At 72.2% G+C, this 14,130-nt stretch carries 15 protein-coding genes; 6 read left to right on the plus strand and 9 right to left on the minus strand.

Annotated elements, in window-relative coordinates; translation table 11 throughout:
- Positions 1 to 18: 18 nt before the first annotated feature.
- The 3 genes from HNR22_RS22495 to HNR22_RS22505 all read right to left on the minus strand — a co-directional run bounded on the left by HNR22_RS22495 (position 19) and on the right by HNR22_RS22505 (position 4,611).
- Positions 19 to 1,053, minus strand: a complete 1,035-nt coding sequence (locus tag HNR22_RS22495; protein ID WP_179782009.1) for a 2-oxoacid:ferredoxin oxidoreductase subunit beta — start codon at positions 1,051 to 1,053, stop codon at positions 19 to 21.
- Positions 1,046 to 2,893, minus strand: a complete 1,848-nt coding sequence (locus HNR22_RS22500; RefSeq protein WP_179782010.1) for a 2-oxoacid:acceptor oxidoreductase subunit alpha — start codon at positions 2,891 to 2,893, stop codon at positions 1,046 to 1,048. The genes HNR22_RS22495 and HNR22_RS22500 overlap by 8 nt, the downstream gene beginning before the upstream one ends.
- Before the next feature lie 293 nt (positions 2,894 to 3,186).
- On the minus strand, positions 3,187 to 4,611 hold the full coding sequence (locus HNR22_RS22505; protein WP_179782011.1) for a hypothetical protein: 1,425 nt from the start codon (positions 4,609 to 4,611) through the stop codon (positions 3,187 to 3,189).
- Between the two features lie 129 nt (positions 4,612 to 4,740).
- On the opposite strand from HNR22_RS22505, the gene ndhC reads away from it, so the two are divergent.
- Positions 4,741 to 5,118 (plus strand): NADH-quinone oxidoreductase subunit A, encoded by a 378-nt coding sequence (gene ndhC / locus HNR22_RS22510; protein WP_088951356.1) that lies wholly within the window; start codon positions 4,741 to 4,743, stop codon positions 5,116 to 5,118.
- Positions 5,119 to 5,185: 67 nt separating this feature from the next.
- Here the strand turns inward: ndhC and folP are convergent, their stop codons facing one another.
- Entirely contained in the window at positions 5,186 to 6,055 is an 870-nt protein-coding gene (gene folP, locus HNR22_RS22515; protein ID WP_179782012.1) for a dihydropteroate synthase, read from the minus strand.
- A 155-nt stretch (positions 6,056 to 6,210) separates the two neighbouring features.
- Between folP and HNR22_RS22520 the strand changes: the two genes are divergently transcribed.
- Together HNR22_RS22520 and HNR22_RS22525 are read left to right on the plus strand one after the other, a co-directional pair.
- Complete coding sequence (locus tag HNR22_RS22520) at positions 6,211 to 6,813, plus strand: DivIVA domain-containing protein (RefSeq protein WP_179782013.1); 603 nt, start codon at positions 6,211 to 6,213, stop codon at positions 6,811 to 6,813.
- Complete coding sequence (locus HNR22_RS22525) at positions 6,810 to 7,307, plus strand: SRPBCC family protein (RefSeq protein WP_179782014.1); 498 nt, start codon at positions 6,810 to 6,812, stop codon at positions 7,305 to 7,307. Before HNR22_RS22520 ends, HNR22_RS22525 begins: the two co-directional genes overlap by 4 nt.
- Here HNR22_RS22525 and HNR22_RS22530 read toward each other — a convergent pair.
- The gene (locus HNR22_RS22530) at positions 7,252 to 8,145 is read right to left on the minus strand and encodes a sterol desaturase family protein (RefSeq protein WP_179782015.1); all 894 of its coding nucleotides are present in this window, start codon (positions 8,143 to 8,145) and stop codon (positions 7,252 to 7,254) included. The two genes, HNR22_RS22525 and HNR22_RS22530, sit on opposite strands and share 56 nt — an antisense overlap.
- A gap of 138 nt (positions 8,146 to 8,283) precedes the next feature.
- On the opposite strand from HNR22_RS22530, the gene HNR22_RS22535 reads away from it, so the two are divergent.
- Positions 8,284 to 8,865, plus strand: coding sequence for a DNA-3-methyladenine glycosylase I (locus HNR22_RS22535; protein ID WP_179782016.1), 582 nt, complete (start codon positions 8,284 to 8,286; stop codon positions 8,863 to 8,865).
- Positions 8,866 to 8,878: 13 nt separating this feature from the next.
- Positions 8,879 to 9,502 carry a hypothetical protein gene (locus HNR22_RS22540; protein ID WP_179782017.1) on the plus strand — a complete coding sequence of 208 codons (624 nt, stop codon included), beginning with the start codon at positions 8,879 to 8,881 and terminating at the stop codon, positions 9,500 to 9,502.
- Between the two features lie 10 nt (positions 9,503 to 9,512).
- On the opposite strand, the gene HNR22_RS22545 is transcribed toward HNR22_RS22540, so the two are convergent.
- The 4 genes from HNR22_RS22545 to HNR22_RS22560 are packed head-to-tail and all read right to left on the minus strand — an operon-like array spanning position 9,513 to position 13,741.
- Positions 9,513 to 10,754, minus strand: coding sequence for a DUF1501 domain-containing protein (locus tag HNR22_RS22545; protein ID WP_179782018.1), 1,242 nt, complete (start codon positions 10,752 to 10,754; stop codon positions 9,513 to 9,515).
- 14 nt (positions 10,755 to 10,768) lie between these two features.
- Positions 10,769 to 12,067 carry a DUF1800 domain-containing protein gene (locus HNR22_RS22550; RefSeq protein WP_179782019.1) on the minus strand — a complete coding sequence of 433 codons (1,299 nt, stop codon included), beginning with the start codon at positions 12,065 to 12,067 and terminating at the stop codon, positions 10,769 to 10,771.
- Between the two features lie 59 nt (positions 12,068 to 12,126).
- Positions 12,127 to 12,918, minus strand: coding sequence for an enoyl-CoA hydratase-related protein (locus HNR22_RS22555; protein WP_179782020.1), 792 nt, complete (start codon positions 12,916 to 12,918; stop codon positions 12,127 to 12,129).
- A gap of 4 nt (positions 12,919 to 12,922) precedes the next feature.
- Positions 12,923 to 13,741 carry a PaaX family transcriptional regulator gene (locus tag HNR22_RS22560; RefSeq protein WP_088951363.1) on the minus strand — a complete coding sequence of 273 codons (819 nt, stop codon included), beginning with the start codon at positions 13,739 to 13,741 and terminating at the stop codon, positions 12,923 to 12,925.
- Between the two features lie 190 nt (positions 13,742 to 13,931).
- On the opposite strand from HNR22_RS22560, the gene HNR22_RS22565 reads away from it, so the two are divergent.
- The gene (locus tag HNR22_RS22565) at positions 13,932 to 14,099 is read left to right on the plus strand and encodes a DUF3117 domain-containing protein (protein ID WP_007455245.1); all 168 of its coding nucleotides are present in this window, start codon (positions 13,932 to 13,934) and stop codon (positions 14,097 to 14,099) included.
- Positions 14,100 to 14,130 lie beyond the last annotated feature (31 nt).

Consider the following 14,130-nt stretch of genomic DNA (forward strand, 5'->3'; position numbering starts at 1 on the left):
CTCGTCAGTGCGGACGAATCAGAGGATGGTCCACGTGTCGCCGCTGCCCAGCAGACCGGCGAGCTGCTGCTCGGGAGTCTCGGTGACCGTCGCCTTGGCGGCCGCGAGCTGACTCTGCACCACGCTGTCGTAGGACGGCCGGTCCACCGAGCGGAACACACCGATCGGGGTGTTGCGCAGGTCAAGGCCGGGCAGCCGGGACAGCGCGAACGCGTACGCCGGGTCGGTCACCGTCGCGTCGTGCACGACGATCTCCTCCGGGCTGACCGAGCTGGTCTCCCGGACCTCCAGGCCGAAGCCACCCGGCGGGTGCACCACGCAGAACTGCCCGTCGGCCCCGAAGGTGATCGGCTGGCCGTGCTCCAGTCGGATCAGGTAGTCGTCCCGCGTGGATGGGTCCTTGAGCTGCTCGAACGCCCCATCGTTGAAGATGTTGCAGTTCTGGTAGATCTCCACGAACGCCGAACCCTCGTGCTCGGCGGCGGCCCGAAGCACCGACTGGAGGTGCTTGCGGTCCGAGTCGATGGTCCGGCCGACGAAGCTGGCCTCCGCGCCGAGGGCGAGCGAGAGCGGGTTGAACGGGGCGTCCGCCGAGCCGGCCGGGGTCGACTTGGTGACCTTGCCGACCTCGGAGGTGGGAGAATACTGACCCTTGGTCAGACCGTAGATCCGGTTGTTGAACAGCAGGATCTTGAGGTTGACGTTGCGCCGCAACGCGTGGATCAGATGGTTGCCGCCGATGGAGAGCGCGTCGCCGTCGCCGGTGACCACCCAGACCGACAGGTCCGGCCGGGACACCGACAGGCCGGTCGCGATCGCCGGGGCGCGGCCGTGGATCGAGTGCATGCCGTACGTGTTCATGTAGTACGGGAAGCGCGACGAGCAGCCGATCCCGGAGACGAAGACCGTGCGCTCCCGGGGGATGTTCAGCTCCGGCATGAACTGCTGGATGGCCGCCAGGATCGCGTAGTCACCGCAGCCGGGGCACCAGCGCACCTCCTGGTCGGACTTGAAGTCCTTCGCGGTGAGCTTGAGGGCGACGGGCTCAGACATTCTTCAGGACCTCTTCCAGCGTCGTCTCCAGCTCGGCGGACGTGAACGGCAGGCCGCGGACCTGGTTGTAGCTGATCGCGTCGACCAGGTAGCGGGCCCGGATGACGTGGGCGAGCTGACCCAGGTTCATCTCCGGGATGACCACCTTGTCGTACGAGCGCAGCACCTCACCGAGGTTGGCCGGCATCGGGGCGAGGTGCCGCAGGTGTGCCTGGGCGATGGACAGCCCACGCTGGCGCACCCCGCGGCAGGCCGCGCCGATCGGCCCGTACGTCGAGCCCCAGCCGAGGACCAGCACCCGGGCGTCGCCGTCCGGGTCCTCCACCTCGATGTCCGGGACCGGAATCGTCTCGATCCGGGCCGCCCGGGTCCGCACCATGAAGTCGTGGTTGGCCGGGTCGTACGAGATGTCGCCGGTCTTGTCGGCCTTTTCCAGGCCGCCGATCCGGTGCTCCAGCCCGGCGGTGCCGGGGATCGCCCACGGGCGGGCGAGGGTCTCCGGGTCGCGCAGGTAGGGCAGGAAGGTGGTGCCGTCCTCGCCGTTGGGCTTGGTGGCGAACTCGACCCGCAGGTCGGGCAGCGACTCCACGTCGGGCAGCAGCCACGGCTCCGAACCGTTGGCGACGTAGTTGTCGGACAGCAGGATCACCGGAGTGCGGTAGGTCAGCGCGATCCGCGCAGCCTCCAGCGCCGCGAAGAAGCAGTCCGACGGCGACCGGGGTGCGATCACCGCGACGGGCGCCTCGCCGTGCCGGCCGTAGAGCGCCATGTTGAGGTCGGCCTGCTCGGTCTTGGTCGGCATGCCGGTCGACGGGCCGGCGCGCTGCACGTCCACGATCACCAGCGGCAGCTCCAGCGCCACCGCCAGCGAGATCGTCTCGCTCTTGAGCGCCACACCGGGACCGCTGGTGGTGGTCACGCCGAGCGAGCCGCCGTACGACGCGCCCAACGCGGCGCCGACCGCGGCGATCTCGTCCTCGGCCTGCACGGTGAGAACGCCGAAGCGCTTGTGCTTGCTCAGTTCGTGCAGGATGTCGGAGGCGGGCGTGATCGGGTACGCGCCGAGGAAGACCGGCAACCCGGACCGGACCCCGGCGGCGACCAGCCCCAGCGAGAGCGCCGCGTTGCCGGTGATGTTGCGGTAGGTGCCCGGCTTCATCTTCGCCGGCTTGACCTCGTAGCGGACCGCGAAGTCCTCGGTCGTCTCGCCGAAGTTCCAGCCGGCCTTGAAGGCGGCGACGTTCGCCGCCACCAGCTCCGGACGGGCCGCGAACTTGCGCTCCAGGAAGCGCAGCGTCGACTCGAAGGGCCGGGAGTACATCCACGAGAGCAGGCCGAGGGCGAACATGTTCTTCGACCGCTCGGCGTCCTTCTTGGACACCTGGTACGCGGCGAGCGCACCGACCGTCATCGAGGTCAGCGCCACCGGGTGCACGACGTAACCGGCCAGCGAGTCGTCGTCCAGAGGGCTGGCCTGGTAGCCCACCTTGGCGAGGTTGCGCTTGGTGAACTCGTCGGTGTTGACGATGATGTCCGCGCCGCGCGGCAGGTCGGCCAGGTTGGCCTTGAGGGCCGCCGGGTTCATCGCCACCAGCACGTTGGGCGCGTCGCCCGGTGTGAGGATGTCGTAGTCGGCGAAGTGCACCTGGAAGCTCGACACACCGGGCAGGGTGCCGGCGGGAGCCCGGATCTCGGCGGGGAAGTTTGGCAGCGTGGAGATGTCGTTGCCGAGCTGCGCCGTCTCCGAGGTGAACCGGTCGCCGGTCAGCTGCATGCCGTCGCCGGAGTCACCGGCGAATCGGATGACCACCCGGTCGAGCTGACGGATCTGCTTGGTCACTGTGCCACCTTCGTTCGCGACTGCGGGGCTCGCAGAACCTCGCCTTGCCCGGCCACGGAACCTCCTTGACGCAACGTGTCACCGCACCGCCCAGGCTGGTCCGGCCGCTGTCGTACCTCACCTGAGAGCCTACGTCTAAGGGAGCCCTAACCATCCCCGGAGGTCCGCCGACTGGGACCCCTATCCGCTGCAGATTGCCCCGGTTTACGGTGTTACGCCCCGCCCGCCGTAATTCAGATCACCACCGGATCACCACGGCGACCCCGACCGGGTGCGGCGGGGTCGCCGAGCGATCACTCGACCGGGTTGGGCGCGGGCCCGGGCGCCGGGCCGTTGAGGCGGCGGCGCAGCGAGATCGTGGCCAGGGTGAGGGCGAGCACCACCAGCAGCGCGGAGACCACGATCAGGATGATCGCGGTGCGCTGCACCGAGGTCATCCCGCCGTCGTTGTTGGCAGCACCCCCGGGGAGTACGCCCTGGGAACCGGTCGGTGCGGGCGGTGAGACCACCGGCGTGGCCAGCGCGGCCGCAGCGGTGATCCGGAAGCTCATCTGGAGTTGCCGGGTCGCGCCGCTGCGTGGGTCGAGTTGGCCGATCACGGCCCCGGACAACGGCGCCTCCCGCTGGGCCTCCGGGGTCGCCTCCACCGGCAGCCGCAACTCGGCGGTCTTACCCGCCGCCACCAGGCCCGCGTCGCAGCGGGTCCGGGTCGGGTCGACCGCCACGCAGCCGGGTGGCGGAGTCGGAACGGTCACACCGGGTGGCAGCACGACCTCGACCCGGCCGGCGGCGTCCACCGCGCCGGTGTTGCCCAGCCGGAGCGCGAGGGTGCTGGCGGCGCCGCTGATGTCGAAGGCCACCTCGTCGGCGGCGAGAGCGATCCCGGGCGCCGGCGGGCCGGGCGGGAAGAGCACCGCGAAGCCCTGGTCGTCCTTTGCCTCCCCGGGCACTCCCGGCGCGTCCGCAACGACCTGGACGGAGCCGGCGAGCGGCATCTGCTTCCACGCGGTGCCGTCGACCCGCAGGCGGAGCAGGGCGCTGAACCGTACGCCCGCCTCGGCTGTCCAGGCCCCACAGCGGTACGTGCCGTTGCCGGCGGCGGTGCAGCCCTTCGTGCCGACGTCGGTCAGCCCGGCCGGCAGCGTGTACGAGAGTCGGATCCGCTGCGCGGTCGTGCCCGTGTTGTTGACGGTGACCTGCAACGTGGCGGCCGTGCTGGCGGCGTTCCAGTAGGCCTCGGTGAGGGTGACGTCCTCGGTGGTGACCTGGACGCCCAACGGGCTCGGCGGGGGCGCCGCGGAGCCCGGGGGAGGCGGACGGACCGGCGGGACCGGGGGTGGCGGCGCGACCGGGGGCACCGCCGTCGGTGGTCCGCCGGGCGCGGGCGCGGTGGTGGTCGGTGCCGGCGGCACCTCCGGGGCGGTGGTCACCGGTGGCGGTGGCGTCGTCTCCGGCGCGGGTGCGGTGGTCTCCGGTGCCGGGTCGGTGGGCAACGGATCCGTCGGCTCCTCGGTCGGGGGCGGATCCTGCGACGCGGTGGTCTCCGGTTCGCTGACCGGGTCGGTCACCATCACGACCGGCTCCGGCGTCGCCGCGTTGGCCCCGGTCGGTCCCACGGCGAGCGCCGCGAGCAGGCCGAGCGCGAGCGCGGCCGCCAGCGAGGGCGCGGTTCGCCGCACCTCCGCCCGGAGACCGGGCATTGCCTTCACGCGGGCCATCTGTCCTCCGTGCCGTGGGTGGGGGTCCAGTATTCGGTAACAGTTGCCCTGGTGCACTAGTCCCGTCCGGAAACAAATCCGTAACGTGTTTGGGACGACGCCTCCGGGCGGACGGTAGGCTCCCGAACTGTGACCGGATACCTGGGCTCGTACGCGACGCTCGGGCTCTTACTGCTCGCCAGCGTCCTGTTCTTCGTTACGGCGTTCTCGGCCAACCGGGTGTTACGTCCCGCGCGTCCGGCCGACCCGCCCGGCAAGCGGACCAGCTACGAGTGCGGGCTCGACCCGGTCGGCGCGGACTGGGCACAGATGCAGATCCGTTACTACGTGTACGCGTACCTGTACGTGCTGTTCGCGGTCGAGGCGGTGTTCCTCTTCCCCTGGGCGGTGGTCTTCGACCGGCCGGGCTTCGGCCTGGTGACGGTGGTGGAGATGGCGGTGTTCGTGGCGGTGCTCGCGCTCGGCATCCTCTATGCCTGGCGCAGGAACATCCTCCGCTGGACCTGAGCGTCGCGACCTCCGGCGATCGTGGCGGCCCGCCCGACCGTTCGCGGTCGGTTACGGCGACGACCGGTCAGGCCAGCCCCCGGCGGGTCGCTGCCGGCGGTCGGTCACCCCGGATCGAGGCCACCATGTCCAGCACCCGGCGGGTGGGGCCGACCTGGTGGGCCCGGAAGACCCGGGCGCCCAGCCAGGCCGACACCGCCGTCGCGGCCAGCGTCCCCTCCAGTCGTTCGGCCACCGGCAGGTCCAGCGTCTCGCCGACGAAGTCCTTGTTGGAGAGCGCCACCAGCACCGGCCAGCCGGTCGCGGTCAACTCGTCCAGTCGGCGGGTGATCTCCAGGGAGTGCCGGGTGTTCTTGCCGAAGTCGTGTGCCGGGTCGATGAGGATGCCGTCGGGGCGTACCCCTGCCGCCACCGCGCGCTCGGCGAGCCCGGTCACCGTCGCGACCACGTCGTCGACCACGTCGTCGAAGGCGGCCCGGTGTGGCCTGGTCCGCGGGACCAGGCCGCCGGCGTGCGAACAGACCAGGCCCGCGCCGGTCTGCGCGGCCACCCGGGCCAGCGCCGGGTCGGCACCCGACCACGTGTCGTTGAGCAGGTCGGCGCCGGCCGCCACCGCCTCCGTGGCCACCTCGGCGCGCCAGGTGTCGATGGAGATGACCACCTCCGGGAACGCGGCCCGGACGGCGGCGATGGTGTCCACCGTGCGCCGGATCTCCTCGGCGGCGCCCACGTCCGCGCCGGGGCCGGCCTTGACCCCGCCGATGTCGATGATGGCCGCGCCCTCGGCCACCGCCCGCTCCACCGCGCGCAGGGCGCTGTCGGCGGCGAAGGTGGCCCCCCGGTCGAAGAACGAGTCCGGCGTGCGGTTGATGATCGCCATCACCACCAGCTCGCCGGGGGCGAACGTGCGCCCACCCAGCCGAAGCGCCCCCGCCATGCCGCCTCCTGAGAGTCCGCGCCGTCGCCGCCGCGTCGGCCGGTCCCGACGCTAGTCGGTCGACGGAGGAGAACCGTGGGCGGGAGTCCGCACCGATCATGATCGGAACGGGTGGCGGGGTCGCTCCTGGCCGCCTGCCATGCCACGATCAGTACATGGGTCAGCTTCTGCTCCTTCTGGTCGTGGCATTGACCGTCGCGGCGGTGATATTCGGCGTGACGGTGCTGGTCAGCGGCCGTGATCCCGGCCTGGTGCCCACCGAACCGGATTCCCAGGCCGTGGCGTTGCCGGGCACCCGCCCGCTGCGCGAATCCGACGTGGGGGCGGTCCGTTTCGACACCGGGTTGCGCGGGTACCGGATGGCCCAGGTCGATCAGGCGATGCGCCGCGCCGCCTACGACATCGGCTACAAGTCCGAGCTGATCGGCGTACTGGAGGCGGAGGTCACCGCGTTGCGTGAAGGCCGCACCGACGACGCGGAGGCGCTGCGCCAGGCCCGTGAGCAGTCCGCCAGCAAGGCGACGAACGCGGACGTGGCCGACCCGGACGACGACGCGTCATCGACCGACGTCGTGGGTTCCGGCGCGGGCCCGCTGCCCGCCGCCACGTCGTCCCCGGCGGATTCCGACGGTGTGGCCCCGGTCGACGGTGAGCCGGCCGACCGTGAGCCGACCGACGGCCATCGTGAGCAGACCGCCGGCGCGTCCGCCGACGGCACCGGCCAGCGCGACGTGGTGGTCCGGTCGGAGTCGGCGTGACCGACCCGGGAGGCGCTGACGATCTTCGGGAGGCAGCCCAACCCGGCGCCGGTGAGGTGACCGCCACGGTGATCGTCGACGCCCCGGCGGAGCAGGTCTTCGCCGCGCTGCTCGCCTGGGAGCGCCAGTCCGACTGGATCCCGTTCACCCGTGTCCGGGTCGTCGAGGGTGACGGGCGCGAGGGCAGCCGGATCGAGGCGGTGACCGCGGTCGGCCGGGCCACGCTGCGCGACGAGATGCGGGTGGTCCGGGTCGACGAACCGTACGAGATCGGCGTGGTGCACCACGGTCAGTTGCTGCGCGGCCCGGGCGTGCTGCGCTGCACCCAGCTGGGCCGGGCCCGCACCCAGGTCGTCTGGCACGAGTGGTTCCACCTGCCGGGCGGCCGGGCCGGTCGACTGGCCTGGCCGCTGCTCTGGCCCGGCTCCAAGCTCGGCCTCAGCCAGGCGCTGAAGAGGTTCGCCCGTCTGGTCGAGCAGGGCCAACTGCCCTGACCGCGCCCGGTGCCGGCTGCCAGCCCGGCGCTCGGAAGAGGTGCCCGACCCGGTGCCGCCAGGTCGCCGCGGCGCGGAGGTCCCGGGCGATCGAGGCGTACTCGTGGAAGGCCACCCGGACGGGGTTGTAGCTGCCGACGTTCTTGGTGAGGCCGTACACGCAGCGCTCCCGCTCAGCGGCGAACGAGCCGAAGAGCCGGTCCCACACGATCAGGATGCCGCCGAAGTTGCGGTCCAGGTAGCCACCCTGGGAGGCGTGGTGCACCCGGTGGTGCGACGGGGTGTTGAACACCGCCTCGTACCAGCGCGGCATGCGGTCGATGCGTTCGGTGTGGATCCAGAACTGGTAGAGCAGGTTGACCGAGCCGCAGAACGCGACCACCGCCGGGTGTACGCCGATGAGGATCAGCGGGATGTAGAAGACCCAACTGGTCAGCCCGGTCCACGGTTGGCGCAGCGCCGTGGAGAGGTTGAACCGCTGCGACGAGTGGTGCACCACGTGCGAGGCCCAGAGAATGCGGATCACGTGGTGGCCGCGATGGGACCAGTAGTAGAAGAAGTCCTGCGCGAGCAGGATCAGTGGCCAGGTCCACCAGACCTCGGCCACCCGCAGCGGGGTGAACGCGTAGAGCAGCGCGTACGCCGCGGCGATCGGCACCTTCCAGAGCAGGTCGGTGAAGATGCTGCCCAGGCCCATCGCCAGGCTGGTCGCGGTGTCGGCGCCGCCGTAGCCGACCTCGTCGTCGTCGCGGTGCAGCAGGTAGGAGACCCGTTCCAGCACGATGAGCAGCACGAAGGCCGGGATCGACCAGGCGATGACGTCCGGGAATTCCTTCATCGCGCGGCCTCCGCTCGCCGTCGCCGGTCGGGGCGCACCGCTGGGGTGGCCCCGCGCTACCGGTCGGTAACAAGCACCATAGGCAGCCGAGCGGCCGGTGGCAATGGGCTGTCGGTGCGATGCCCTAGCGTGTACGAGGTGACAGACCTGGTGATCGGCGCCGACGGCCTGGCGCGCTGCGCGTGGGGGTCGAGCACCCCGGACTACGCCGTCTACCACGACACCGAGTGGGGGCGGCCGCTGCACGGCGACGACGCGCTCTACGAGCGGATGACGCTGGAGGCGTTCCAGTCAGGCCTGTCCTGGTTGACCATCCTGCGCAAGCGCCCGGCGTTCCGGCTGGCCTTCGACGAGTTCCACCTCCCGACCGTCGCCGGATACGGCGATGCCGACGTGACCCGGCTGCTGGCCGACGCGGGCATCGTCCGTAACCGGGCCAAGATCGAGGCGGCGATCGCCAACGCCCGCGCCGCACTGGAGCTGCCGGAGGGGTTGTCCGCGCTGCTCTGGTCCTTCGCGCCGGAGCGCCGGCCGGCCCGTCCCGCCTCGTTCGCCGAGCTGGCGCCGATCAGCGGAGAGTCGACGGCGATGGCCAAGGCGCTCAAGAAGCGCGGCTTCCGGTTCGTGGGTCCGACCACCGCGTACGCGCTGATGCAGGCCACCGGCATGGTCGACGATCACATCGTCGGCTGTCACGTCACCCTCCCACCGGCGACATGATGAGATGGCAGACATGACGACCGAGACCGCGTACCGGGCCGGTGGCCCCGGCCGTGCCGACGGGTTGGGCACCTGGGCCGTGCTGCTGCCAGCCGAACGGTACGAGGCCGAGCGGCTCGTGCACCACGACACGCTGGAGCTGACCGGGCTGACCGACGTCTCCCGGCCAGGGCCGGGAGACCAGGTGGCCGTGCTGGTCGACGCGCCGCCACGGCTGGTGGCGCTCGGCCGGGTCGCCGCGACGGGTCAGCGCCACCGGGAAGACCCGGACGACCCGCAGTCCGACGTCGAGCCGGGGACGCTCGTCGTGGCGTACACCCGCAGGGCCTTCGACGAGCCGGCGCCGGCCGACCTGCTGACGCTCGACGGGCCGGTCACCGCGCTGGAGCCGGCGGCCTTCCGGGCGCTGGCCGACCAGCTCGGCCCGCCCCCGGCGCGGCGCACCTGGCTGGTGAGCCTCGACCTGCCGATCGAGGCCGGCACACCGGCCGAGGCGGTCCGCCTGTTCTGGTCCTACGTGCAGGAGCTGGGCCCGCGCGAGCTGCCCGCCTTCGTGTCGCCGGCCGGCGACGAGTTGGCCATGCAGGCGTTCGTGCTGGGCGCGGAGGCCAACCAGGACCCGGAAGAGGACGACTAGGGCCGGTGTCCTAGAACAGCTTGTCCAGGCGGCCCCGCCAGTCGGCGAGGATCGGGCCCGGGTCGGTGTCCAGCACCCGTTCCAGCAGTGTGGCGTAGACGTCCCGGAAGTCGGTGGTGAACTTCAGGTCGCCGTCGTCGAGGTCGGTGAGGCTCGGCGCCGCCCCGTGCCAACCGCCGCGTACGCCCGCGCCGAGCAGCAGCACGTCCGAGGCGGTGCCGTGGTCGGTGCCGTCCGAGGCGTTCGCCCGTACGCGGCGGCCGAACTCGGAGTAGACCACCACCACCACCTTCCGACCTGCCTCGGTGCGGCTCATCCGGTCGGCGAAGCCGGTCAACGCCCGGTCCAGTTGACCGAGCAGGACCGCCTGCAACTGCTTCTCGTCCGCGTGCGTGTCGAAGCCACCGAGCGACACCGAGAACGCCCGGGTGGACACTCCCGCCTCGACGCACTGCGCGACCAGGTCCAGCTGCGCGTCCAGCGGGGTGCGTGCCCCGCCCGTCGCCGTCGCTGGTGCCTGCTCGCCGTCCGGGTCGGCCGTGTCCGGGTCGGCGGCGTCGCGTACCTCGCGGATCATCTCGTCCACCGACCGCAGGTCGGCGAAGCAGGCGGCGGCCCGGCTCCGGGCCGCCGACTCACCGGCCTGGGCGGCGGCGAGCGCGGCCAGCGTCTCCGCGGACAGGCCTTTCGCGGCCTTCCGTTCGGTCACCGGCACGGCGGCGCCGGCACTCTGCGCCCCGGCCAGCAGCGGCGGCAGTGCCGGCTCGAAGGAGACCGCCAGCCGGGGGTCGCCGCCGGCGGAGTCCAGCCAACGGCCCAGCCACCCGGTGTTTCCCGGCCGGTCCGGCTGCGCGGTGTGCCAGATGTCCATCGACCGGAAGTGGCTGCGGTCCGGCTTCGGGTAGCCGACCCCGCGCACGATCGCCAGCCCGCCGCCGGACCAGCGCTGGTGCAGGCCGGCCAGCGCCGGGTTGAGGCCGAAGTCGTCGTCCAACCGCAGCACCTCCCCGTCCGGGTACGCCAGCTCGGGGCGGGCCGCCCGGTAGGCCGGGTCGCCGTAAGGGATGACCGTGTTGAGCCCGTCGTTGCCGCCGTAGAGGGTCACCAGCACCAGCGTGCGGGCCTGCGGATCGCGGTCCCCGCTGGTGTCCAACAGGTCCCGCAGGCTGTACGCGCCGGCTCCGGCGGCCAGCGCGCCCGCGCCGACCACCCCGCTGGTCAGCAGGAACCTGCGTCGGGTCAGGGTGTCCATGTCGACTCCTCCGCTCAGCTGACTGTGTATTCGGGGCTGACCAGGCCGGCGGCCAGCAACTTGCGGGGCTCGCCGGCCAGCGGCGTGAGGGCGGCACGGGTGCGCGCGCTCCAGCCGTCGACCACCAGCAGTCGGGCCAGCGCGTCCGGTCGGCCGGCGGTGGGCGCGGCGGTCAGCCGGGCCAGCACCGCTGGTGCCGTTGCGGCGGCGAGCATCCCGGCGGTGCGCAGCCGGGCCTGCAACGACGAGGTGGTCAGCCAGGCCGCCCCGGCGGGCCAGCCGCCCACGCTGGGCGGTCGCAGCGGCACCTGGTCCAGCGCGTTCAGACCGGCCAGCAGTTGTTTGCGTTGCTGCTCGGGCAGGGCGGAGGGCCGGATGCCGAGCTGGCGTAGCGCACCGACCAGCCAATCCACCGGCTGCTTGACCAGCGTGCCCCGGGACTGGGCGAAGGCCGGCGCGGAGAAGAGCGCGCGCAGGGTCGCGCCGGTGTCCGCGCCGGCCAGGCCGTCCGGTGCCGGGACCTCGGTGCCCGCGTAGCGGAACCAGAGCCGCCCGGCCACGAAGGTCGCCGCCGCGGGCTGGGCGGCCAGCAGCCCGGCGTACGCCTCGGCGTCGAACCGGCCACTCTGCCCGAGGATGATCTTCTCGCCGGGGTCGTGCCGCCTGGCCTCGAACCGGGCGACACCGGTGCGCCGGTCGACCACCCAGCCCGTCAGGGCGCGCGCGCCGGCCTTCACGTCCGCCTCGGTGTAGTTGCCGATGCCGAGGGTGAACAGCTCCATCAGCTCGCGGGCCAGGTTCTCGTTCGGTGCCTTGCGGGTGTTCTTCTGCCCGTCCAGCCAGATGATCAGGGCGGGGTCGCGCACCATCGCCGCGACCAGCGGGCCCAGCGGCCCCCGCCCGTGGCGGCGCAGCGTCTCCAACTGGCCCAGCATCGTCCGCGCGGACTTGACCTTCTGAGCGCTGGTCGCCCAGTGCCCGTGCCAGAAGAAGAGCAGCTTCTCGGTCAGCCCGTCCTCGGCGGCCACCATCCGGTCCAGCCACCACCCGGTGACCTGTTGGACCTGCTCACGGCGCTCCGCGTTGGCCTGCTGCCGCTGCTCCCGGGTGGATTCGTCGGTCAGCCGGGCGTACGGGTCCGCGGCCAGCGCCGGCGGTGGGGTGGCCGCCGCACCACGGTCGGCCCGACCGGGGGCGAGCAGGCGGTCCACTGTCGCCGCCGGGCCGGCCCGCTCGGCCGCGTCCACCTCGTCGGCGGTCGGCCCGAAGGTGGCCCGGCGCAGCAGGTGCGCCACCGCTTCACGATCGCTCATACCGGCCGACGCTAGGCGGCCCGTGTTCGAGGACGGTAAGGGCGGCGTCCGAATCGGGTTCAGCGTCCCTCGAAGACCGGTTTCTGCTTGGCGACGAAGGCGAGCGTGGCCGCGCGGTGGTCGGCGGTGGCACCGCAGATCGACTGGGCCTGCGCCTCGGCCGCGAGGGCGTCGGCGAGGGTGCCGGCGTCGGCGATGGAGAGTTGCCGCTTGATCGCCCCGTACGCGACGGTGGGGCCCGCGGCGAGGCGGGCGGCCAACTCCTGTGCTGCCGGCAGCACCTGCTCGTCGTCGTCGGTCAGCCGGTTGAGCAGCCCCAGCCGGCAGGCCTCCTCGGCGCGGACCGGCTCGGCCAGCATCAGCAGCTCCACCGCCTTGGCGTGGCCGACCAGTCGCGGCAGCGTCCAGGAGGCGCCGGTGTCGGCGGCGAGGCCGACCTTCGCGAAGGCCATCAGGAAGCTGGTCGTCGGGCCGCCGATGCGGATGTCGGCGAGGAACGCCAGCGACGCGCCTGCCCCGGCGGCCATCCCACGGACCGCGGCGATCACCGGCTTGGGCAGGTTGGCCAGCCGGGCGGCAATCGGGTTGTAGTGCGCCCGCACGGTGCCCAGCGGGTCACTGGCGGAGTTTTCCAGGGTCGACACGTGCTCGCGCAGGTCCTGACCGGCGCTGAACGATCCGCCCGCCCCGGCCAGCACCACCGCGCGGCAGGACCGGTCGGTCTCCAGCTCCGCCAGCGCGTCCCGCAGCGCCTCCTTGAGCGCCACGTCGAGCGCGTTCATCGCGTTCGGCCGGTTCAGCGTGAGGGTGACGACGGCGTCGGTCCGGTCGACCAGCAGCGGCTCGGTCACGTGTCTAACGACCCTTCTGTCGGACGAGGCGGTTGCCGGCGTCGAGGCACTGCTCGACGTACCGGTCGGCGGCCGGACGCAGACGTGCCGCGTGTCGGTCGAAGAAACTGGCCGCGGCGGTGCCGGGCCAGCGCTCGGGCAGCAGCGCCGGGGGCAGCTGCGGGTCCTGGAAGAGGAACGTACGCCACGCGTGCACGAGCCGGAACCGGGTCGCGTACGCCTCCTCGTCGCTGCTGCGCACGGTGACCGCCGCGAGCAGCGGGCGCTGGTCCGCGACGAACCGCTCGTAGGCGTGGCCGATCTCGGTGAGGTTCCACGCCCGCCGGACCACGCCCATCGCGCCCGGGGTGCCGGCGAAGTGCGAGGCGGTGAACCGCTCGAACCGGATGCCGGCCTCGGCGAGGAGCAGGTCCACGTCCTCGGCGGGGCGGGTGGCGACCCAGGTCTGCTCGTCGAGCGTGCCGTAGCCGAGGAAGCTCAGGTTGGAGGCGAGCCGCTGCCGGTCCCGTCGGGAGCCGGGGGCCTCCAGCACCAGCAGATCGAACCGGCCGTCCCAGGTGACCCGGCCGGTCCGGTAGATCCGGGCCGCTGCCTCGTCGAGTCGTCGGGCTGCTTTCGGTGTGATCGAATATCCCGGTCCGGAGACCAATCGGAGTGGCTCCAGCCAGCCCTGGCGCACCATCCGAGACACTGCGGTGCGAACGGCTGGCGGTGCGATTCCCAGCGGCGCCAGCAGCTTGACCAGGGCAGCAACCGGTGCACGGCCACCCCTCGGACGGAGGTGGTCGCCGTACAGGTCGAAGAGTGCCGACCGTGCCTGCATGACCGCACATTGTGACAGGCCTTCTCAAGATAAGCTAGATGCTGTTACATCAATGCTGCTCCGGTTTGGGTCCGGCGGTGTTCATCAGGGAAAATCGTTGGTCGACACCCCCGTGACCGTTGCGGGTGGTCGTGACGAAGTGGCTGTGGGGCAACCCACCGACCCTGGTGTAGGTCTGAGGGGAGACAACATGGCGGCGATGAAGCCGCGGACGGGCGACGGTCCGCTGGAAGTCACCAAGGAGGGGCGGGGCATCGTCATGCGGGTCCCGCTGGAGGGCGGTGGCCGGCTCGTCGTCGAGATGACTCCCGACGAGGCCAACGCGCTCGGTGACGCGTTGAAGGCAGCGGCCGGCTGAGTAAGGAGTGGTCCGGGCGGCTCACGCCGCC

It is taken from the genome of Micromonospora jinlongensis, assembly GCF_013410645.1.
Lineage (GTDB): Bacteria > Actinomycetota > Actinomycetes > Mycobacteriales > Micromonosporaceae > Micromonospora > Micromonospora zamorensis.

Excerpts from the sequence above, each read along its gene's own strand:
- HNR22_RS22545 (WP_179782018.1), bottom strand. The coding sequence starts at position 10,754 with ATGGACACCCTGACCCGACGCAGGTTCCTGCTGACCAGCGGGGTGGTC.
- HNR22_RS22505 (WP_179782011.1), bottom strand. The coding sequence starts at position 4,611 with ATGGCCCGCGTGAAGGCAATGCCCGGTCTCCGGGCGGAGGTGCGGCGA.
- folP (WP_179782012.1), bottom strand. The coding sequence starts at position 6,055 with ATGGCGGGGGCGCTTCGGCTGGGTGGGCGCACGTTCGCCCCCGGCGAG.
- HNR22_RS22550 (WP_179782019.1), bottom strand. The coding sequence starts at position 12,067 with ATGAGCGATCGTGAAGCGGTGGCGCACCTGCTGCGCCGGGCCACCTTC.
- HNR22_RS22530 (WP_179782015.1), bottom strand. The coding sequence starts at position 8,145 with ATGAAGGAATTCCCGGACGTCATCGCCTGGTCGATCCCGGCCTTCGTG.
- HNR22_RS22560 (WP_088951363.1), bottom strand. The coding sequence starts at position 13,741 with ATGCAGGCACGGTCGGCACTCTTCGACCTGTACGGCGACCACCTCCGT.
- HNR22_RS22540 (WP_179782017.1), top strand. The coding sequence starts at position 8,879 with ATGACGACCGAGACCGCGTACCGGGCCGGTGGCCCCGGCCGTGCCGAC.
- HNR22_RS22565 (WP_007455245.1), top strand. The coding sequence starts at position 13,932 with ATGGCGGCGATGAAGCCGCGGACGGGCGACGGTCCGCTGGAAGTCACC.
- HNR22_RS22495 (WP_179782009.1), bottom strand. The coding sequence starts at position 1,053 with ATGTCTGAGCCCGTCGCCCTCAAGCTCACCGCGAAGGACTTCAAGTCC.
- HNR22_RS22520 (WP_179782013.1), top strand. The coding sequence starts at position 6,211 with ATGGGTCAGCTTCTGCTCCTTCTGGTCGTGGCATTGACCGTCGCGGCG.